Origin of the sequence: Streptococcus sp. cx1, from assembly GCF_052384325.1 — a bacterium.
GTDB lineage: Bacteria > Bacillota > Bacilli > Lactobacillales > Streptococcaceae > Streptococcus > Streptococcus salivarius_G.
Window position 1 is genome coordinate 23,162 of sequence record NZ_JBQSUN010000003.1, and the last position, 22,281, is coordinate 45,442.

The following is a 22,281-nucleotide window of genomic DNA, read 5'->3' on the forward strand; positions in this document are numbered from 1 at the left end:
TAGGTTTTATTATACACTACTTCTATTATGGCTTTTGGACTTTATTTCAATTTTACGTTATATTATTATTAAAAATCTAAATCATAAGGAATTATGTATGTCAGAAGATATTAAAATCAAGATTGGAAAAAGAATTCGTGAAGAACGTGAGCACCAAGGGCTAACTCGAGAGCAGGTTTGTGACACCGAAGAAGAATTAACCGTCAAACAACTGATGAGAATTGAGCTCGGTCGCTCATTACCAACTATTGTCAAACTGCAGTATATCAGTGATAAATTAGGAGTTTCCCTAAACTATTTGCTAGGTGAAACAAAACTAGACATTCCTGAAGACTATTATAAGGCTAAATATAAACTCATGAAGTCTCCTGTCTATGGCGACCCCGAACGTATCAAGAAGAAGCTAAAAGATATTGAGGAACTCTACGACAACTATATTGATATTCTACCAGAGGACGAGCTTTTTGCTATTGATATCATTGAAAGAACGTTAAATTTTATGGTTATGGAAGAAGATAGTCTTATTGAATCTGTATTTGAAGACTATTTGACTCAAGCGTTGAAAAAAGAAGCATACTCCTTAAATGACCTTCTATTAATTTCATACTATGCATTTCGATGTCAGGATTATGACTATGATAATGAGAGAATTGAAAAATTTAGACATAAATTAATTAAGCAAGAATTACAAGGGGAAGAGCTAGTTAATGTTGAACTACTTGGGGCATTGTCAACTATAGCTGGAATCTATGTTATGCATCATGATTATAGAAATATGAAAACTATTGTCTATAAAATGCATACTGTTATTGATAAGACACTACAACATGCTTACAAACCCGCCGTACTCATTTTGGAAGCAAAATACTATTTATATTATGAGAATAACATAGAAAAAGCAACCGAACTCTATAATACAGCTACTGTACTAGCCGAAGCTTTTGGAGACCAAGTCTTCATCAAGAATTTAAAAATGGAAATACAAAAAGATTTAAATACAAGTAACGAGTCAAAGTGACATAGATGTCCTTTTGATTCGTTATTTTTTTGTTTATACTCGTTCATATAATCAAATTGGAGAAATCAAGATATGACAAACCTTATCGTAGCAAAACAGTTAAGCAAAGAATTTCAAAAATATAAAGCAATAGAAAATCTAAACTTCACAGTTGAAAAAGGTGAAATTCTAGGTTTCCTTGGGCCATCAGGTTCTGGTAAAACGACAACAATCAATATCTTAACAGGTCAACTCACTCCTAGTCAGGGAGAAACTTATATTTTGGGCAAATCATCCCTTCAGTTAAAAGAAGATGATTTGTCAAAGATTGGTTTAATCACTGAAAATAGTGGTTTTTATGAAAAATTGACACTTTATGACAATCTTCTATTCTTCGCAAAGCTTTACAATGTTTCACCAGATTATATTGACAATTTGATGAAACGTGTCGGTCTTTATGACCATCGTAAAACCTTGGCAGACAAGCTCTCTACAGGGATGAAACAACGGATGCTTTTAGTGAGAGCTATCATAAACAAGCCAAAAGTTCTCTTTCTTGATGAACCTACTTCTGGATTAGATCCATCAACGTCTCAAACAATTCATGCTCTTATTGAAGAACTAAAACAACAAGGAACAACCATTTTTTTGACGACACATGACATGAATGAAGCTACCATTTTATGCGATAAGATTGTACTTTTAAATAAAGGAAAGATTGTCGAAGAGGGGAAACCTGCTGAACTTATTCAGAAATATAATACAAATAAAATGGTAAAAGTGACCTACTGCTCAGGTCAAGAAAAAGTGATTCCTTTCTCTGAATTAAATCATATTAGTGCTACTCAAGATATTCAAACCATCCACTCATGTGAACCAACTTTAGAGGACATCTTCATCCAACTTACAGGAGGAAAACTTAATGTTTAACCAATTAAAATCTTTACTATGGCTTAGAAAGCGAGTTATCAAATCTAACAAAACCATTATCCTACAAATTCTCCTTCCTTTAGGGTTTGCCTTTCTCTACAAACATATCTATGAGATTCAAGGTAGCCTAAACAACTCAATGAAAGTCAATCTATTAGTCAACTGTTTAGCCCTATCTTTGAGTTTATCAGTTGGAAATCCAATCAGTACTATTGTTTCCGAAGAAAAGGAAAAAAATATTTTAAGAACCTTGTTTTTAAGTGGTGTTAACAGTAAAAACTATATTCTTTCAGTTTTATTTTATCCAGTTCTTATTAGCTTAGTGATGACAACTGCTATTCCGAAAATACTCGAACTTAATATTGAAAATAATTATAGTGCTTATCTTATCATCTCGCTTGCTACAGCTATAGTAATAATGCTGATTAATCTTTTCATTGGATTAATCAGTAAAACGCAAGTATCTGCCCAAGTAATTAGCCTTCCAGTATCAATGATTAGTATGTTTATTCCAATGCTTTCAGGGATCAGTAAAGATTTCGATAATGTCACGAAGTACAGTTATATGGGATTGTTCACAAAATCTATAAGCCAGCTTGAAAGCTTTAAGTGGCAAGACCAAATAGCAAGCTCACTTTCTCTACTAGCGTGGTTGCTCCTCTTTGCTACACTGACCATTCTACAATCTAAGAGATTACGAAAAATATCTTAATTCAAAACCACAACCATCTAACACTCAGTTTAGATGGTTGATTTGTTTATTTCCCCTCTTTAGTTCTAACTAGAAACACAGACAGCTTCATAGAGTCTTTTCATTCACATGATTTTAAGGTATATTATTATATAATTAAAACTTAAGGGAAATACAGATGTCTGAAGAGATTAAAATCGAGATTGGAAAAAGAATTCGTGAAGAACGTGAACGTCAAGGATTAACACGTGAGCACGTTTGTGATACCGAAGAAGAATTAACAGTAAAACAACTGATGAGAATTGAGCTCGGGCGTTCTTTACCAACTATTGTCAAACTGCAATACATCAGTGATAAATTGGGAGTTTCCCTCAACTATTTGTTAGGTGAAACAAAACTAGACATTCCTGAAGAGTACTATCAGGCTAAATATAAACTCATGAAGTCTCCTGTCTATGGCGACCTCGAGCGTATCAAGAAAAAACTGCAGGATATTGAAGACCTCTACGACAACTATATTGATATCCTGCCAGAGGACGAACTTCTAACCATCGATATCATTGAAAGAACCCTGAATTTTATCTCTGAAGAGAAGAAAGAAGATCTTGTTGAGATTGTATTTGAAGACTATTTGAATCAGGTATTGAAAAAAGAAGAGTACACCTTGAATGACCTTCTGTTGATAAAATATTACTCTGTACAATGTCAAGGTTCTTCATATGATAAAACTACAATTGAGCATTTTCGAATGAAGTTAATAAAACAAAGATTGCAAGGTGATGAATTATCCAATGTGGAACTATTAGGGGCTTTATCAGCTATAGCTGGGATTTATGTCATGCATCATGACTATAAAAACATGAAAACTATTGTTGATAAAATGTATGAGGTCATGCATTCTATTATGCAACATTCCTATCAACCTGGGATAGCAATGCTTGAAGCAAAATATTATCTGTTCTATGAGAACAACAGAGATAAAGCGGCTGAGCTCTATAATACGGCTACCGTACTAGCTGAAGCTTTTGGTGACCAAGTCTTCATCAAAAATCTTAAAATGGAAATGGAAAAAGATTTAAACATAAAATAGAAAATATATCATCAACATTTTAAACATGATTCATTCCAAATGTAATAACTACCAAAGAAGCATCTGAAGTTAAACTCAGATGCTTCTTATCTTTCCTGAATATCGTTGAGTAAACGAAAGTTTTTCGGCAACGAATTTTTGAGTGAAATCATTGTCTTCTCTCAAATCCCTTAAACGTCGGTACATCAATCTTTCTCCTAAGGAAAAGTATAGAGGAAAAATTTTATGTATTGTCCTAATTGGACAATATGAAATATACTCAATAATATCCACTAGTATTCAAGTATATTGATTGATGCTTTATTGTTTGAAACAGAAAAATAATAAAGTATATTCCATTTATAGAGGGTTGATATGTCTTATTTATATTATTTGTAGGTATTTATTTACTTTATTTGATAATAACTCTTGATCCATGTTTAAAGTACCAGTTATGATAAGAGGTTCCAGAAATGTTAGACCTGTCAAATACTGAATCGTAGTGATAGGCTTTAAAATCTCTTCAATTGTTACATGGAAGCGGCCGTTTCTCGTGTAGTCATCTTGCCCAGCTCCAAAACTAGCTACCAACATGACTTCCTTGCCTTGTAAGGCAGTACCAGTCGAACCATAGGCCCAACCGTATTCAAAAACAACGTCAAACCACTGTTTCATGAGGGCTGGCGTTTGGTACCAATAAATTGGGAACTGGAGTACAATGCGATCACTTACCTCTAGAATCTTTTGCTCCGTTTTGACATCAATGTCAAAATTGGGATACAGTTGGTACATATCTCGCACATCATAACCAGCTCCAGCAGCAGCTGTTGCCAGTTCTTTATTAATGCGTGAGCCCGTTTTTAATTGAGGGTGAAATGTAAAAATTGTGGTTTTCATATCGTTTCTCTTTCTTATCTTAATTATGCTTGACCTTCCTTAGACACAAACCATACATCAAAAACGCACTAGAAACACATTACTCAAATGCAAAATTGGAGGGGACCAATAAGCTTATCAAAGACATCAAACGTCTGGGCTTCGGTTTTAGAAACTTTATTAACTTTAGGAAGCGTGTTTTCATCACTCTGAACATACAAAAAGAGAAAACCTATCAGGTTCTCTCTAGATGTTAGCTTTTCGTCACCCACTACAGTTGACAAAGAGCCATATTTAACCTGTCTACTTGACAGGGGGCATATCAATCATAGCGGGTGGTTTATTTGTTTCGCACCTTCGGAGCGAAACGGACTAATAGTCACATAATAAAAAGGAATTAAGCAACCAAACGCTACTTAATTCCTTGAAATTATCTCATCACCTCTATTAGCCTTTAAATTTTGATAGACTCTATTTTCTAATTAATATGACCAATATTATCAATACTAACCCTTTCAATCAATTCATTAGTTGTCGAAACTAAGTACATTAATAAATCCAAAAAGAGTATCAATAGTAAAGTAAACTAAATAATTGAGTTATAAATGGCTATTTTCACAAAACTGTTTCATCATCACACTATCTCAGTACACAAACCATTTTTCTATAGCTTTGTCTTAATCTTGATCTTTTTTCTTTAATCCAAGAAACGCACCTAAGGTAAACATTATTCCGGCAACTAATGACATGAAGACTTCGCTAACTGTTCCGGTTTTTGGCAACCTATCATTGTTAGTAGTTGATTTACTATCAATATTGGAATGTTTATTATCTATGTTCTCTGGTTCATTAAGATAAACTTCCTTCTTATTTTCAAAGTTTTTATCATTTTCATCAGGAACTTTAGCTGTGACATCCTTAGTTGAATCAGATTTGTGTGAATGATTTTCTCTTTGTAAATCCTCCTTTTTGTAATTTTCATCTAAGTGACTATGATTTTCTTGTACGTTATCTTTCTTTTTCGATACATCAAAAGTAGGTTTATTTTCCTCCTCCTTTTTCTCCTCTATTTTCTTGAATACAGGTTTTATAAGAGTATCTTTTGATACATTAATAACATAGCCAGCATCTTTTTTCCCTTCGACACCAGAAATTTCCCAGCCATCAAATTGATATCCTTTTTCTAATTCACCCTTATAGACAGGTAAAATGAAATCTTCTTCCGACACTATCGTTGAACTCATTTCTTTTCCATTTTGAATGGTCACAGTTACCGTATGAGGTTTTAGTTCGCTTACCTCTCCCGTATCTTTGTTTAAAATGAATTCTTTTACGGTTGTATTTCTTGCAAAATCTTTTACAACAATCTTAATGTTTAGTGTCTTATCTGTTAGTTGTTTAATATCATCAAATGATTTATATTCTTTTCCATTTACATAAATATGTTTGTCTTGAATCTCACCATCGAATCCATTATTTCTTTTATCATTGATATTAAAGACTACAGATTTTCCGTCAGCATATTCAATACTAGTATTTCCCTTAGGATCAATGTTTACTTCTGGTTTAACATTATCATATAAAAATTGATAGTGTACTCCAACCGCTTTCGCATTCAAATCGCTATAGCCAGTTTGAAGATAAACATTTCCATCCATATCTGTTACCTTATCTGGGAATCCGTTTGCTTTATAGTCTTTCATTCCCCAGTCCATGATGTCACCGTCTTTAACATTAAGCTTAATATTAAAATCTCTAGTGTTATCAATGTGTAAATCTCCGTAGATTAAATAATTATCTACAACCGATTCATTAACTCTCAACTCCCAGTTAAAACCACCCTTATCAGAAATCTTACCTCTTAAATAAAATTCTGGATTTCGTACATAAATTTTATTAGATTTAGATGGATTAAAGTAGTTCTTGTCCATTGAAAGATTTACTGGTTTTGCATCAATAAATAACATAGAGCCATCTTCTTTTATAGCTTCTACGTTGGAATCATCCTCCCCATGATACTCTTTATCATCTTTACCAAATAATACCAGTTTAGAAGAATCTGTTACAAGATTTCCATCTTTATCGATTGCCTCCCCTTTTTCATTCATTTTAAAGGTAAACACTTGATATTTTACAATGTTAAAGCCATCCAAAGCCGACATTAATACTGATTGAGTACTTCTTCCATCTTCAACATTTCTACTATCAGCATAAATTATTTTTTCTGATAGGACTCTTAGATTAGGATTGGCCTTTTGTATTTTTGCTATATCTTCCTGGCTATAAACTCCATTTCCTTCTAACATATCCGTTTTTCCAGGATTATAGGTAGTCACTTTTAGTGCATAGCCTTTTCTTAGAATGATGTTATCCTTTAACAGATATTGTTGTTTTTCTGAATCAGAATAGATTTTACCAGATTCCATTTCCGTTAAATTGTTTGGTTTGTTCTTTGAAAGATCACCTTCTCCTAATTCTATTACATTCCCATAACTTGATGTATAGGGATATTCTGTTTTAGTTTCCTTATTTTTTTCAGGCATTCTAATTTTAGTTTCAGCTTTTATCTGATCATCATCTTTAACAAAGAATCTCATATCTCCTGCAAAAGCTAATCCATCCACAATATCATTAATATTAGCGTATAAATCAAATGTCATCGTTTTTGATTGGGAATCATACTTAGTCGTTTTGATTTCTACAGATCTATAGTTATTGCCGTAATATACCTTGGCATTTTTAGAAACATTACTTATCTTTCCAAGAATTTCAAAGTGTCCATCTTTAGACGGGCTTAGAACACCATAAATTTTTGATTTGATTTCGTCAAGTTTTTCAGTTTCATATTGTAAGGCACTACCATCGTCATAAGCAATGATATTTCCCTTATCATCGTATTTATAATCGTATTCCTCTGTTCTCTTACCAGTTTCACTTGTAAAGTCATCAACTTCTCTAAATTTCTTTTTAATGAGTTTCTTTAAGTCTTTACTTTCAAAATCTCTAATTGTTGAAATAGTTTTATGAATAGTCAAGCTTGATTTTTCTTCGATAGACTCTTCATTTTCTTGATGATTTTCTTCCTCAGTTGTATCTTTTTTAAGACTATCCTCTTTTCTATTTTCTAAATTTTTAAATTTAGATTCGGAAATCTCGCCAAGCTTTTGGTATTTAGATGAATCTTGATCAGGATCTACTAGATAATAGGAAATCATCCCCTTTTCATCAGCATGATCAGCAAATTTAATTCTATGAATCTTTGTGAAATTGCTAGATCCATCTAATGCAATGACTTCAATGATTTTTCCTCTTAAATCTCCTGCACCATTAATTTCATAAATAGTATTTCCGTCTTTGTCTAGTTTCCTATTTCTTCCTTGACCCTCACCTGCATAAGTTACTTCAAGATTTTTCTCAACCTCTCCATCTTCATTAACCAGAGCAGCGCCTGCATACCAAACTTCGTTTGCAATCTCGTCAAATTTTTCAGGATGTTCTTTTTGATCTCTCGCAAATAAGGTTTCATTCTTGTATTGATCTTTTACCTTGTGATAAGTATCCTTTGTAATCAACTTAATTTTTTCAGGATTTGAAAAATCAACCGAAACAATCTTAGGGGCTGTATTATCAATTTTTACAGGAATATAGGAAACCTGCCATGGGTAATCTTTAGTTAATCTATATTTAAATTTATAGAAATATTGACCTTCTGCAATCGGTTCAAATTGTCCTCTTATCTTAGTAGCAGGATCTTTGGTATCCTTGCTTTCTGGTGCATTTTCTTCTCTACCTCTAGGGTTATAGATGAGTCCATCCCATTTCAAGTCGCTCCAAACTTTTAGCTTAGAAGATTTGATTCCCTTTGCATCATTTCTCTTAGAGTTTAAAATTCCTCTAATAAAGTGTTCTCTCGAAATGACTTTTAAGTCTCTTTGATTTTCTCCCTCTTTATTTGTATTTACTATTGAAATCAATCCTTCTTCTGCACTTCTTAATACAAGTGGAGAAGGTGTTAATCCTCTCCCAAGTTGAGCATCTTGAGGATTTCCATTTGAATCTAAAGGATAAATTTTAGCAATATTAGAACCACTTGATGATGGTGCGTTGATCCCTTCGTTATTGAAAGCAAACAATTCTGGATTTTGATCTAGGGATGTTGTATTTTTATCTTTTCTATTTTGTATAACTCCTGCTGGATTAAATTTATCTATACCTTCTCCACCAATCCCCTTATTTAAGGTTCCTGGAATTTTCGGTTTGCCATCATCATCATAACCTTCCATTGTTTTTGATTTTGAACCTTCTTCCCAGGCCCATTTATCAAGGATTGGTTCGTGGTTCCAATTCCCAGCAAATCCCATTAGAGGCATCGATAAAGAAGGTTGGAAGTTTATTTTCTTCCCGTTGGAGTTCAGAGCTTCCATTTCTTCCACTGACTCAAAATGAATAAATGATTCTACAAATTTATTTTTGTTTTTAGCCTCCCCAACATTTATAACCGCATTTAAATCAAAGCTAGAATTTGGACCTATAGTGAAAGTGTCATGCTCAAATGTAATATTTGCTCCTTTGATTTTTTCTGGGTGGATTTCTGGAACAATTTGCTTACCATCTGGAGATTTTTCATCTTTGTATGTTTCATCCAGTTTGAGTCTGTCAGTTAGAGCATCTGTAGTTATAGCAGATGCTGAAACTTTAAAGGTTAAAGGTCTGTTTGATGTATTGTGAAGCTTAATTGTAAAATATTTTTTATCTCCTTTTATTTCTTTAAGAGAAATAGAACCATAAGAGTTTACCAAACCTTTAGAATCCGTGTTTTTAAAAGTAGCTACGACTTCATTTCTCAAAGCATTGGCAACATTAATTAGCCCTGCTCCCTGTTGTCTAGGTGATGCAAAGTATTGACTTTTTTCTTTCCAAGAAGTTGCATCCATCATAGGGCGTGCAGTATTTTGTAGGGCTATTTTTGTAAGACTTGTAAGATCTATTTTGTCATCTCCCTTAAGATTTTTCAACACAGGTCTTTCAAGCATTTCCTTTAATTTTGGTCTAATCAAAACAGTAGAAGCTGCCACGATTGGAGTTGCCATACTAGTCCCTGACATATAACCATAAGTTGATTTCCCATTAATGACATTGAGAGTGGATTTAATATTTTTACCGGGTGCTGAAACATCTGGTTTTAAAAGTAAATCTATTCTTGGTCCCCAAGATGTGGACCCTGCTGGAACGATGATCTCTTCTTTATACAGTTCTTTGTCTGTGTCAGGTGCAAACTTAAAGTCAATCTCTTTTTCGTCACCTACATTCGGTTTATTAGAATTATAGCTTGCCATATCAATTGGATAGTATTGCTCCAATTTATCTTTAAAATCTTCTTTATTATTCCTTTTAACCTCAGTTTTTTTATCAGGGTTAATCATGTTCCATAACTTTACACCATCATCTCCTGAAATTGAAAAAACTTGACTAGTAGTTCCTTCATCCTCCTCATATCCCATAGCTGGAAGCTCTGTCCAATTATCTCTATTGTAGTAATTTACAGTATTTACAACCATAATGCCACGTGCACCCTTATCCGTTGCACGTTTAAAAGCATTTTTTAACTCCTTTGTATAAATTCTATCCATTACTGCAATTTTGCCTCTAAGATCCAATCCTATCAAATCTTTGTCTTGCCCCTTGCCTATATATACAAATTTTAATTTACTAGAAGCTTTTGATCCTTCTTCATTTGTTATGATTTTATTCTTATCGAAAAAGGCACCTATATTTCTATATTTAAAACTTTCTCCACCTATGTTAACTTTATCAAACTCAACTGTTTGATTTTTAGCAGATGCGACTGCTATCGCATCTTCATGTGCTGCAGTTCGTGTTACATTTCCAGTGTCGGTCATTTTCAGATTATTATTTGCCACTAAATCCCATGAAGAACTTGAAGCAGAAGTCGCATAGTTACCCGTAGCTACAACCATTGGAATGCCTGCTTTTCTTAATGCTCTAATAGCTTGCCAATATTTCTCACCTACAAGACCAGTTCCTGTAAAGCCAGATGATATCGAAACAACATCGACATTGTGTTTGATCGAATCTTCAATAGCATGAAACATTGTTTCATCTCCTGCGAAGCCAAATCCTGCGTCAGAGTACATTTTATAAGAGAAAATCTGTGCATTAGGAGCAATTCCATCTATTCCGTTAAAGTTTTTAATATCTTTTTCAGTATCATTTCCCGCAAGAATCCCTGCAATATGCATCCCATGTGGATCAAAATAATCGCTTCCATCATCAGCTTTTTCTACAGTAATTTTACCACCATTATAATAATTGAAAGCATGAGGGATTTTATCACTCAACCAGAAATTTTTATCAGTACCTTTTAAGTCTTCTTTTTTAAATCTCATTGAGTCTTTAGCATCATCATCAATCCTCATGGCCTTATGCCTATAATCCGTTCCCGTATCGATATTTGAAATGACCATACCTCTACCATCAAAGTTTTTCCCAAATGGTGCATTGATAGATTTTAGGTAATCGATTGCCTCTTCAACTCCAATTTCTTTTCTAGCATGATTCATCATAGGTTGGACTTTTTGTGACCTTTCAACCGATGAAATACCTTCTATTAGTTTAATTATGTCCAGAGTATCTTTGGTTGTTTCAATAGCGCTACCGTTAAAAATTCTATCATAAGTATATAAAACTTTTGTATTCTTAAGATTTGATAGTTCCTTGATTGCTTTTTCTCCAGATTCTTTATCTTTAAATTCAGCAATATAGACAAGTTTATCCTCTTTTTTGGGACTTTCTGGGTCTTTACTTGCAGACGAGTCCGCTTTATCTCCTTGGGATTGATTGGAATTTTCTTCTTTGATTTTTGCTTCTTCATTGCTAGTGTTATTGTCTATCACAGGATTTTTACTAACAACTTCTTTTTCCTCAATATTGGAATTTTCTTCTTTGATTTTTGCTTCTTCATTGCTAGTGTTATTGTCTATCACAGGATTTTTACTAACAACTTCTTTTTCCTCAATAATTGTTGTTTTCTTTTCTTCAGTATCCTTTGAAGTTTCTATAACATTATGAATATCTTCAAGTTTTTCTTTGTTTTCGTTTTGTTTACCTACTACTGTTTCTTTATCAGATATTTTTAAAGAATCTTCAGAACTAGGTGTATCTGCTAGGATTACCTCATTAGGGACATATGCTGCTAAAATAACTGCAGCTGTGGTTAATGACAATACTGTACTTTTTTTCATTTTAATTCCTTACATATTTATTTAACTTCCAATAGATAGTAAACTTTAACTTTGCTAGCATTTGTTATAAAAAGTTTTACTAATACTCTTCGAAGATCGCATCAAACCGCGTCAACGTCGTCTTAGCGTATGTATGGTTACTGACTTCGTCAGTTCTATCTACAACCTCAAAGCAGTGCTTTGAGCAACCTGCGGATAGTTTTCTAGTTTGCTCTTTGATTTTCATCGAGTATAAGTATTATCTAGGAAATAGAGTAGTACATTTATATATAATTGTTAGCTCTCCAGAAAAATAGTATATCATTTAAAAAATTTAAGTCAAGAAAAATTAACCTACATTAATTTATTTTTTAATAAGCGTTAAAAACATAGAGTCAAAAACTTTCGTAGTTAGCTGGGGTACATTATCAGAACATTCACACCATCAAAAATAGTAGCAATCAACTTAAAGCACTAGCAACATCACAAAGTCAAACATCATTAATGAAATATCAGCGCTATTAAACAATATAAAAAACCGCTAAGAATAAGACTTAACGGTTATCTTCTACATATCTATTTTTTCAAATCCTCAGTCGTTTATCTACCTATAACCTAGACTTTACGAGTGCCTTGCTCTACCAACTGAGCTAAATTGGCTAACACTTTTATAGTATGGCACTCTCAATTTTTTGTCAGGAAGTTTTAAACGATTTTCTTTATCAAAATCTGGCAAGGATTCTGGGGATCCCAAAGTTGAGGAAAAATCTCTAATTTTTTAAAACCAACACTTCGATAAAAGACAATTGTTCGATCATAATCTTTATTAGAGCCTTCTGCTACTGTTTTTACCTGTAGGTAGTCTACTTGTTTGCGTGCTTCACTTTCTAAAGTAGCAAGCAATTGACTCCCAATTCCTCTACCTTGATGAGCTTTTTTTACGCCGAGACAATCAATCTCTGCACACTCTTCACTAGAATAGGACAAGCTTACAAATCCAGTCAAATCACTCTCCTGATAGGCTGCCCAAACTTGCAAATCTTTGGCTCCTTCGATGTAGGCTTGCGTGCTTTCAGGTATTCCAAACCATTCTGGCAAATCCTTTAAAACCTCATCAACAACTGCCATTTTTTGATCTTCATCCTTGACTTCTTCAATTGTAAACATCATAAGTTCCTTTCTTGATTTTAGTCTTACTTTCCCCCTTACGAGCCAGCACTTTCGTAGGCATCCAAGCCCCTATCCCAGAGTTTGAGGGAAATGAAAAAGAAGACAAGGGAAATCAGAATCAAACCACCGATATCAAAGAGCCCATTCTTACCCTGCAAGAAATAACTGGCAGGATAGTAAGCCGTAAAGGCAAATGGCACGATAAAACTGATCAACCAACGAAGGAGCGAATTGTAAATGGAAATCGGGTACTTGGCAAAATCATTGAACATATAAAAAATATAAATCATGGCGCCTGACTGTTTAGTCCAAAAAGCGATACTGGCTGTCGCTATTTTCAAGGAAGTATAAATCAAGGTAGCAAATGGAATACAGACTAGGAAAATCAGGAATTTGGGAAGCGTCCAAGCAATGCTTGATACTGTTGTTCCCAATAGAATGCAACCGACCAAAAGTTCCCCCAAGGCATCAATCTGAAAGGTCTCAACCAGAATATGAAAGAGAGGGTTGATAGGACGAGTCAAATACTTGTCAAATTCCCCTTTTCGGACTAGTCGTTGACCTAAGGCCCAGAGATTGTCAAAAAAGAGATGATCTAATCCCTTTGGAATTAAGGAAAATCCATAGATAAAGGCAATTTCTTGAAAGGTCCAACCTTCTAGCGAGGGGATGTGTTGAAAGATGACATTGAGAAACAAGAGGTTTAGGCCTTGAGTCAGAAAGACTCCCAACACACCTACCACAAAATCCACCTTGTATTCCATGATTTGCTTGATGTATTGTCTGATAAAAATCAGATGCATGCGTTGATATTTTTTCATACTAACCTCCTTGAATAGTGATAAATGACTGGACTCGTTTCCAAATCAACTGAGACAAGCCCACCATCACTATAAGCCAGAAAAACTGAAGCAAAAGTGCTTGAAGAATCTGACTGGCATCGTATTTCCCAACAATAATCATGACCGGAGTGTAAATTAAGGATGAAAAAGGCAAGAAGGAGAGAATAGCTGAAACCGCCTTTGGAAAGAAAGCCAAGGGAATCAAACTTCCAGACATAAAGGCCACTATGGAAGTCTTGAGTAGATTGGAACCCCAAAGATTTTTAAAGACAAATGCTGAAAATCCAAAGCAGATATTAAAGAAAAAGTTAATCAGATAAGCCAGAGTTAAGCTAAAGAGATAAAGGACAGTTAATCCCAGCACTTCTACAATTCCTTGCCCAGACAGGATTTTCATCAAAATAATGACACTTAAAAATGGCAGGCCAACAGAGATGAAAATCAACCACTTGGAACCAAGCTCGGTGAAAAGGTAAGAGGCCGCAAAATGCACTGGTCTCAGCAAGCGCATGATAATGGAGCCATCCTTGACCTCCTCCCCAATCATAAAGGAGCTATCAGACCTCGTCAAAAGATTGGTCACAAAACTCATGATGATGTAGAGAGTGATATCTGCCATACTGAAGCCCTGAATCAAAGGCTCCTGGGAGGAGTCAAAGACAGCCTTCCAGAGATAGAAAGCGACAAAAGCCCCCATGACATCACCAATCCGATAGAGAATAAAGTTGACTCGATAGGTAATCAACTCCTGAATCCCTGCATTGATAAAGGGTTTATAACGTCTCCACAATTTGACCATCTTAGAGCTCCTTTCGATAGAAGCGACGGATAATATCTTCAATATCCGTATCTACCATCTTCAAATCACGAACTTCAAAATCAGATAAGGTTTGCTTGATAATATCGGCCGACTGGTAGCGGGAACTATCGAATTCAATATTGAGAGTATTTCCTTGTCTATCAATGGACATATCAGGCAGGCCCTCATAATGAGAGACGAGATGACTTTGACCTGGCGTCAGATCGAAAGAGAGAGTCTTCATCTTTCCAAAGGTTTCCTTGAGCTGGCTAACCGTTCCATCAAAAATCTCTTGCCCCTTGTCAATCATAAAAATCCGATTACAGAGTTGCTCAATGTCACTCAGATCGTGAGTGGTCAAGAGAATAGTTGTTTCTTCTTCCTGATTAATCTGAGTAATGGCCCGACGAATGTTGTCCTTGACCGACACATCCAAACCAATGGTCGGCTCATCTAAAAAGAGAACCTTGGGATTGTGAAGCAAGGAAGCCGCAATATCCGCCCGCATCCGTTGACCTAGCGAAAGAGTCCGCACGGGATCCTTGATAAAGTCCTTCAAATCCAAGACTTCATTCAAAAAATCCATGCGCTTGTGGAAGAGCGAGTCTGGGACATCGTAAATCTCCTTCAAAACCGTGTAAGTTTCTTGCAGGGCCAAGTCCCACCATAGCTGGGTGCGTTGTCCGAAAACGACTCCAATATCCTTGACATAATCTTGGCGATTATCCTGTGGAATCTTGCCATTAATCCGACAAAAACCAGATGTCGGTTTCAAAATTCCTGTCAGCATTTTAATGGTGGTCGACTTCCCAGCACCATTTGCCCCGATAAAACCTAGAATCTGCCCCTTGGGCACCTCAAAGGTCAAATCCTTGACCGCTTCAAAGGTCTGCTTTTCAGGATGAATAAAGGAACGCAAAGCCCCCTTCAACCCCGGTTCCTTGACTGTCTTCACAAAATTTTTCTGAAGATGTTTCACTTCTATCATTGCCATATCTATCTCCTACAGTAAAAAATCAACAAACCGTGTCCTCTAAACACAAAAAGCCAATTTCTCATCTCCTAAAATCTGCCTTCTTTATCACAGCAGAAGACCTTAGTATTACTCTATTATAAAGCAGTTAAAAAAGGAAACCAAGTGTTATTCTCGAAAAAGAGAAAATAGTTTTGATACTTGAAAAAATTAAAACCACCCGTCTAATTCACTAAACAAAATGACACAATTCAATAATTCATCAAAGCCTCTACATATTCCTGTAGAGGCTCATTTCAACTTCTCTCATTCTTGCTTGTGAATGTTTAGATAGATTATAAGCCACAAAAAAGCCACCATATGGTGACCTTTAATTAATAAAATTTCTTTTATAAACTTCTCCTCACCCCAACCAGTCTTTTTCTTTGGCAATGCGGACGGCTTCTGTTCGGTTGCCTGCATCGAGTTTAGTCAGGATGGCTGTCATGTAATTTCGGACAGTCCCGTTTGAGAGAAAGAGACTTTCGGCGATTTCTTGGTTGGTTGATCCTTGAGCAACCATGGCCAAGACTTCTTGTTCACGTTGGCTGAGTGGATTATTGTCAAAGGCGACACCTTCGACAAGCTCTGGTGAGTATTCCTTATGACCTGCTAGGACGGTATGGATGGTCGCCATGAGGTCACTGATGGAACGCTCTTTGAGCACATAGGCATCCACCTGGGCTGCAAGGGCTCGTTTAAAATAGCCTTTACGTTTGAAGGTGGTCACAATAACGACTTTCGTTTCTCTATGTTTGGCACGCATCCACTCAAGAACATCAAGGCCTGTTTTAACTGGCATTTCAATGTCTAAAATGGCTACGTCGACTTCTTCTTTTTCCAAGAGAGCAATGGCTTCTTGACCATCACTGGCCGCATGGACCTCTTCGACATCGTCTTCCAACATGAGAAGTTGGCAGAGGGCATCCCTCAACATTGACTGGTCTTCGGCGACTAATAATTTCATGCTTTTCCTCCCTCTTTCAAATGTACACGAATAATGGTTGGATGCGATTGAGACAGAATTTCCAAGTCTCCATCTACCAAACTGAGGCGCTCTCTGATACTGTGTAGTTCTTGTCCAGTGACTTCCTCAAAGCCACAACCATCATCCTCAAACTCAAGGACAATACCATGATCACGTCTTAGACGAATCTGACAGCTATCGGCCTGGCTATGTTTGATGACATTATTGGCCAGTTCACGAAGCACCATGGACAAGGTAGACTGACTAACTGGTGACAGGCTGTCTAAGTCAAGGCTACTATCCACGGTCAGGACGATATCAGATAGGTCAAAGAGTCGCTCAAGTTCCAGTAACTCCTCTGCCACCGTTCGGTACTTGAGCTTATTAACAATCTCACGCACCTCGTACATGGAGTCACGGCTAATCTGGTTCAATTCTTCCAGATTCTTTCTAGCAGCTTCATACTGCTCCTTGTCCATCTGTTTTAGAGCCAACTCGGTTTTAAGACTCATCATGGCAAAGGTATGTCCTAAGGTATCGTGCAAATCACGACCGATACGATTGCGTTCATTTTCAGCTGACAGGATATTAATGGTCCGGTTCTGCTCTGCAAGGGCTTCTTCCATCTTTCTCTCCTGACGTATACGGTTTTGAAAATAGTACATTCCCAAAGAAAAAAGAGTAATAGCCAGAGACATGAGGTGGGTGCTCAAATCGTCTGTCAGTTGGAAGGATGATGACGTCAAAATCAAGAGTGTCGCTAGAAAGGATAAGAATCGATAAGAAGATATGCTATCCTCAAAGTGCCAAACGAGAAGATTAACGTTGAAAAAGATAAACCACATCATGCCACCCTGGAAGGTCACTGACATAAAGATAATGTAAGCTAGAGTGTAAAACCACAGAAAGGGAATCCACTTGCTATAGGCTTTTTTCAAATACACTATAAGGAGATAAGCCAGAGTAAAGGCCAGCGTCAGACCTAAAGTCCAAACTGGGAAATCCCCACCAAACACTCCTAAGATCGGGAAGACTAGGAAAATCAGACTAACAAAATAAGCAAAATCATTTTTCTGGTATGTTCTAAACATGGTCACTTTCTCTGTACGATTTGATAAAAAGGGCTAAGCCTGTAGCTATTGTAGCATAGACCAAGATAAAAATGAGCGATTTCCATGAAAATTCCCCTTTTTTTGCGAAATTGACTACTAACTGATTGATATGATAGATGGGTGTCCACTCCGAAATGTGCTGAACCCATTTTGGAAACATGGTTACTGGCATCCAAGAACCACCGATAATAGCAAGACCAAGAAAGACGATATTTCCGACGATAGCCATGATTTGTTGAGACTTAATTTGGGCAAGGAGCAAGCCAAAGGATAGGAAGACTAGGCTTGACAAGAGTAAAAGAGCCCCTGAACCAAGCCAATGTGATAATGGCATCTTAACATCACGCACAAAAGCTCCCACACAGAAAGTCACTAGGATAGCAACCATAAAGTTCATAAGAACTCGGAAAATCTTAGAGAGGTAATAGGACTGAATACTGATTTTTGAATGTTCGATGTAGGTTAGCCAATGATCGGTTTGATCCTCTCTAAGCATGTAGGGGAAGGTAAAGAAACCAAAGCTAGACATAGAAAATCCAGTCATGGTCAACATATAGGACAAGATAAAGGCTTTTTGTGATTCAGGGTCAGGACTCATTTCCATACCTGAATACAAGAGGAAGAATCCGACGGGCATTCCGATGGACATGATGAAGACTGGCCAACTGCGCCATGTTTTTATCCATTCGATTTTAAGTAGTGCTTTCATGACTTGTCCTCCCTTGTGCTATCAAATAGGCTATCTAAAAGTGTCTTGTTTTGAATTTCAATGTCAGAAATGCGACAGCCTAGAGCTTGTAAACTACTCCATACACTTTCAATATCTTTAGTCATAAAGGTTACAACATCACGTTTTTCAGTCACATCATAAATTGCTGCCAGTTTGTCAAGACTTGGCGCAAAGCGACTTGGTAAGGTGACTTGCTTTTCCTTTTCTTCGCTACGCATAGCATGTGGCGTAGTATCCCTAATGAGTTTTCCCTGATGAAGAACCAAAATGCGGTCAGCTGTGTGCTCGACTTCTTCGATATAGTGGGACGAATAAAGAACAGTCACACCTGACTTTTTCAGATCATTGATGATTTCCCAAAAGCGTTGGCGTGTCGTAGTGTCCATCCCTGCTGTCGGTTCATCTAAAAAGAGAATGTCAGGCTTGCCAATAAGACAGAGAACAAAGGCAAGAAGACGTTTTTGTCCTCCTGAGAGTTTGTCCGCGAACTGCTGATACTGGTCGTCTTGGAATTGTAAGAGTGCTTGTATCTCTTCTTTAGATAAGCCATTTTCAGAAATATCTTGGAAAAAAGCAATCAGTTCCTTAACTCTTAATTGTGAGGGAATGGTATTTTCTTGAAGGAGAACAGCAATTTGATCTTGTGCTTTACCCTTTTTGCCCTTGATAAAGACTTGACCGCTACTGGCTTTCTTATCACCAAGAATGCAGGACATTAAGGTCGTTTTACCAGCACCGTTGGGCCCGATTAAGGCAAGACAGTCTCCTTGTCCCACCTCAAAGCTAATTTGGTCTAAAATTGTTTTTCCTTTGATTTTTTTGACAAGATTTGTGACTTGAAGGATTGCTTCACTCATGTGTGTGATTTCCTTTCTTTTGATAGAAGGCTAAAAAAACATAACAAGCTGCAACTGAGACACTCATGACACTATAGAGAGTATCACTGCTGCCATGAAGTAGGACATAGGCAAAGAGGATGGTCCAAATTACCGCTAGGAGCATGATGCTTAGTATTTTCAATAATTTCATACCGAGCCTCCTAGTTTTTCAATTCATTAATGACAAGGTCGATAAAACTTTTAGCCATAGTGATAAGAATGTAAGCTGAGATAGACAAGCCAATAATCATACCCAAATTTGAGAAGATAGCTTCAAAGTTCCCTTTTTCAAAGATGTCAGTAAACATGCTAAGTCCAGCAAAGACAGTTCCGATAACAGCGTAGATAAGGTAAGATGTTTTGATTTTCATGAGATGACCTCTTTCGTTTTTTATTATTTCTAAGTTATGACTAAAGTATATCTTTTTGGTCATTCTCTTTTTAGCACCAGATGTCATGACATGACATGACATTTGTCATGTGACGTAAAGGCAAGAAAAAAGAGCTGACCTTTCAGTCAACTCTAACTTAAGTGGCTCTATAATTTCTGTAGTGGGTAAAACCACTGTAGAGATTATAGAGCTTTTTAAGTGTACACAAAAAGTCCCATAAGAACTATAATGAAAAGCGACCAAACCATCATTAGGAAGAACTTATGAGACTTATTAAGAATACCACAGAATTAATCGGAATTAAAGACCAAAATATCAAGATTTCACTTGTTTTTGAAACTGACACTCATATAGAGATTCAAGCAAAACTTGATTACCCTGCACCATCATGTCCTCACTGCCAAGGAAAGATGATCAAATATGACTTTCAAAAGCCTTCTAAAATCCCTCTTCTCGAGCAAACGGGAACTCCAACACTACTACGTCTGAAGAAACGTCGCTTTCAGTGTAAAAGTTGTAGACGAGTCACGGTAGCTGAGACACCAATCGTTGAGAAAAACTGCCAAATCTCCAATCTAGTCCGACAAAAGGTTGCACAACTCCTAACTGAGAAGGTCTCACTAACTGATATTGCCAGAAGACTTCGTGTGTCGACGTCCACTGTCTATCGTAAGCTTGACCAGTTCACTTTCAAAGAACATTATGACAAACTTCCAGCTGTTATGTCCTGGGATGAGTTTGGGTTCAAGAAAGGGGAATTGGCTTTTGTGGCGCAGAATTATGAGACAAACGAACTCATAACCATCCTTGATAATCGTCGCCAAACCTCTATACGAAACTACTTTTTAAAGTATCCATTAAAAGCTCGCCAACAGGTGCAGTTTATCACGATGGATATGTCTGGAGCTTATATTCCACTTGCCAAAAGACTTTTTCCAAACGCTAAAATCGTTCTTGATCGTTTCCACATTATACAGCACCTTGGTCGTGCCTTTTTAAAGACAAGAATTGCGATTATGAACCAGTTCGATAAGAAGTCACTACCCTATCGAGCCTTGAAAAATCATTGGCGACTCTTCCAAAAGGACAGCCGTAAGTTATCTCTCAACTCTTTTTATTCAAAGACATTCCACCAAACCTTAAGTCCACATGAAGTTGTTGGGAAAACACTAGACTTTTCAGAAGAGCTTACCGACTACTATACACTTTATCAGATCTTACTTTTTCATTTTCAGGAGAAGAGAGTAGCTGAGTTCTTTGAGCTGATAGAGGAAAATAGGAGCAAGGTTAATCATTATTTTCAAACTGTCTTTAGGACTTTTCTTAGACACAAGCAATACATCAAAAACGCACTAGAAACGGACTATTCAAATGCAAAACTTGAAGCGACTAACAAGTTGATCAAAGACATCAAACGTCTAGGATTTGGTTTTAGAAACTTCATCAACTTTAGGAAGCGGATCTTAATCACTCTGAACATAAAAAAAGAGAAGACCTATCAGGTCCTCTCTAGATGTTAGCTTTTCGTCACCCACTACAGTTGACAAAGAGCCACTTAAGTTATAAGCAAAAGGAGGTTCTTCCGTCATTTTGACACTATCCGTTTCTAGCCAAGAAATTATAATTTCAAGGCCAGCATGTTAACTGTCATACCTGCTGCTGTTCCCAAAAGGTAGACGACATCTCCTTCTTTAACTAATCCATGATCTAATGAATAAGCCAAACCGAATGGAACAGATACAGAAACCATATTTCCGTAGTCAGTAACTATATTAAGGTATTGGTCTTCGGCAATACCCAATTTATCCATAACTAAAGATAAGGCACGGCTAGCTTGATGGGGAATGATATAGTCCACATCGGTTAGGGCTAAGTGAGTTTTCTCTTGGAATTCTTTGAACATATCAGGAAGCTTATGTGCTGATAAGAGGAGAATCTTCTTGCCCTTCATATCAAACATAAAGTCCGTTTTTGTCTTTTCTGAATATTTTTTAGGATGGTAAGAAGTCAAACCTCCACGGATTTCAGTATCATGGGCACCTTCTGACCAGGTATGTTGAAGACTTGCAATAACCCCTTTGTCTTGAGAACTTGCTTGGAAGATAAAGGCTGCTGCTCCGTCACTAAAGAGTTCAAAACTTTCTTTTTGTTTCGGATTAAGCCCCAAACTTCCAACTTCACTGGATACAATCAAAACACTATGGTATTCACCAGCCTCAATCAAATAAGACATTGTTGATAAAGCTGAGATAAAACTTGTACAAGTCGTATTGATATCCATGGCTGGGATGGCAAGTCCTTTTGCCACGCGCTCATGAATCAAGGCTGCTGTACAAGGAATAGGCTGCACACCAACTGCACTAGCTGAGACAAGACAATCAATGTCTTCAATTCTCAAATTGGCATTTTCCAGAGCTCGTTGGATAGCCACTTCGGCCAAATCCAACTGTGTTTCTTCATCTTCTACAACACGATAACGTGTTTGGTTTTTGAATTGTACGGTTTGTTTTGGAAGACAAACGCCATAACCTGCGATTTCAACATGTCTTTTTACTTCTGTCATTGTCATTCATCC

At 36.4% G+C, this 22,281-nt stretch carries 17 protein-coding genes and 3 pseudogenes; 6 read left to right on the top strand and 14 right to left on the bottom strand.

Annotated elements, in window-relative coordinates:
• Positions 1-97: 97 nt before the first annotated feature.
• The 4 genes from ACT170_RS05270 to ACT170_RS05285 all read left to right on the top strand — a co-directional run bounded on the left by ACT170_RS05270 (position 98) and on the right by ACT170_RS05285 (position 3,708).
• Positions 98-1,018, top strand: coding sequence for a helix-turn-helix domain-containing protein (locus ACT170_RS05270; RefSeq protein WP_048790880.1), 921 nt, complete (start codon positions 98-100; stop codon positions 1,016-1,018).
• A gap of 72 nt (positions 1,019-1,090) precedes the next feature.
• Complete coding sequence (locus ACT170_RS05275; protein WP_021143978.1) at positions 1,091-1,927, top strand: ABC transporter ATP-binding protein; 837 nt, start codon at positions 1,091-1,093, stop codon at positions 1,925-1,927.
• Complete coding sequence (locus ACT170_RS05280; RefSeq protein ID WP_048790878.1) at positions 1,920-2,639, top strand: ABC transporter permease; 720 nt, start codon at positions 1,920-1,922, stop codon at positions 2,637-2,639. The genes ACT170_RS05275 and ACT170_RS05280 overlap by 8 nt, the downstream gene beginning before the upstream one ends.
• Before the next feature lie 157 nt (positions 2,640-2,796).
• On the top strand, positions 2,797-3,708 hold the full coding sequence (locus ACT170_RS05285) for a helix-turn-helix domain-containing protein (RefSeq protein ID WP_048790877.1): 912 nt from the start codon (positions 2,797-2,799) through the stop codon (positions 3,706-3,708).
• Between the two features lie 87 nt (positions 3,709-3,795).
• On the opposite strand, the pseudogene ACT170_RS05290 reads toward ACT170_RS05285, so the two are convergent.
• Positions 3,796-3,894: pseudogene (locus ACT170_RS05290) on the bottom strand (helix-turn-helix domain-containing protein); the annotation flags it as partial.
• A gap of 177 nt (positions 3,895-4,071) precedes the next feature.
• Positions 4,072-4,584 (bottom strand): NAD(P)H-dependent oxidoreductase, encoded by a 513-nt coding sequence (locus ACT170_RS05295; RefSeq protein ID WP_021143975.1) that lies wholly within the window; start codon positions 4,582-4,584, stop codon positions 4,072-4,074.
• 32 nt (positions 4,585-4,616) lie between these two features.
• On the opposite strand from ACT170_RS05295, the pseudogene ACT170_RS05300 reads away from it, so the two are divergent.
• Positions 4,617-4,813 (top strand): annotated as a pseudogene (locus ACT170_RS05300) (transposase); the annotation flags it as partial.
• 427 nt (positions 4,814-5,240) lie between these two features.
• Here the strand turns inward: ACT170_RS05300 and ACT170_RS05305 are convergent.
• The 11 genes from ACT170_RS05305 to ACT170_RS05355 form a co-directional block, all read right to left on the bottom strand.
• Positions 5,241-11,825, bottom strand: a complete 6,585-nt coding sequence (locus ACT170_RS05305; RefSeq protein WP_225998712.1) for a S8 family peptidase — start codon at positions 11,823-11,825, stop codon at positions 5,241-5,243.
• 684 nt (positions 11,826-12,509) lie between these two features.
• The gene (locus tag ACT170_RS05310) at positions 12,510-12,971 is read right to left on the bottom strand and encodes a GNAT family N-acetyltransferase (protein WP_004182326.1); all 462 of its coding nucleotides are present in this window, start codon (positions 12,969-12,971) and stop codon (positions 12,510-12,512) included.
• Between the two features lie 38 nt (positions 12,972-13,009).
• Positions 13,010-13,795: an ABC transporter permease gene (locus ACT170_RS05315; RefSeq protein ID WP_004182325.1), complete on the bottom strand. Its 786-nt coding sequence runs from the start codon at positions 13,793-13,795 to the stop codon at positions 13,010-13,012.
• Position 13,796: 1 nt separating this feature from the next.
• Complete coding sequence (locus tag ACT170_RS05320) at positions 13,797-14,615, bottom strand: ABC transporter permease (RefSeq protein WP_004182324.1); 819 nt, start codon at positions 14,613-14,615, stop codon at positions 13,797-13,799.
• Between the two features lies 1 nt (position 14,616).
• Complete coding sequence (locus tag ACT170_RS05325; protein ID WP_048790066.1) at positions 14,617-15,609, bottom strand: ABC transporter ATP-binding protein; 993 nt, start codon at positions 15,607-15,609, stop codon at positions 14,617-14,619.
• Positions 15,610-15,991: 382 nt separating this feature from the next.
• On the bottom strand, positions 15,992-16,594 hold the full coding sequence (locus ACT170_RS05330; RefSeq protein ID WP_048790067.1) for a response regulator transcription factor: 603 nt from the start codon (positions 16,592-16,594) through the stop codon (positions 15,992-15,994).
• Complete coding sequence (locus ACT170_RS05335; protein WP_060971943.1) at positions 16,591-17,685, bottom strand: sensor histidine kinase; 1,095 nt, start codon at positions 17,683-17,685, stop codon at positions 16,591-16,593. The genes ACT170_RS05330 and ACT170_RS05335 overlap by 4 nt, the downstream gene beginning before the upstream one ends.
• Complete coding sequence (locus tag ACT170_RS05340) at positions 17,678-18,415, bottom strand: ABC transporter permease (protein WP_080610623.1); 738 nt, start codon at positions 18,413-18,415, stop codon at positions 17,678-17,680. Before ACT170_RS05340 ends, ACT170_RS05335 begins: the two co-directional genes overlap by 8 nt.
• Positions 18,412-19,293, bottom strand: a complete 882-nt coding sequence (locus tag ACT170_RS05345; RefSeq protein ID WP_107373187.1) for an ABC transporter ATP-binding protein — start codon at positions 19,291-19,293, stop codon at positions 18,412-18,414. Before ACT170_RS05345 ends, ACT170_RS05340 begins: the two co-directional genes overlap by 4 nt.
• Positions 19,286-19,465: a hypothetical protein gene (locus tag ACT170_RS05350; RefSeq protein WP_414327594.1), complete on the bottom strand. Its 180-nt coding sequence runs from the start codon at positions 19,463-19,465 to the stop codon at positions 19,286-19,288. Before ACT170_RS05350 ends, ACT170_RS05345 begins: the two co-directional genes overlap by 8 nt.
• Positions 19,466-19,475: 10 nt before the next feature.
• Positions 19,476-19,685, bottom strand: a complete 210-nt coding sequence (locus tag ACT170_RS05355; protein ID WP_004182317.1) for a hypothetical protein — start codon at positions 19,683-19,685, stop codon at positions 19,476-19,478.
• 284 nt (positions 19,686-19,969) lie between these two features.
• Between ACT170_RS05355 and ACT170_RS05360 the strand changes: the two are divergent.
• Positions 19,970-21,219, top strand: a pseudogene (locus ACT170_RS05360) (ISL3 family transposase).
• Positions 21,220-21,324: 105 nt separating this feature from the next.
• On the opposite strand, the gene ACT170_RS05365 reads toward ACT170_RS05360, so the two are convergent.
• Positions 21,325-22,269 (bottom strand): 3-oxoacyl-[acyl-carrier-protein] synthase III C-terminal domain-containing protein, encoded by a 945-nt coding sequence (locus ACT170_RS05365; protein WP_201712277.1) that lies wholly within the window; start codon positions 22,267-22,269, stop codon positions 21,325-21,327.
• Positions 22,270-22,281: the final 12 nt, after the last annotated feature.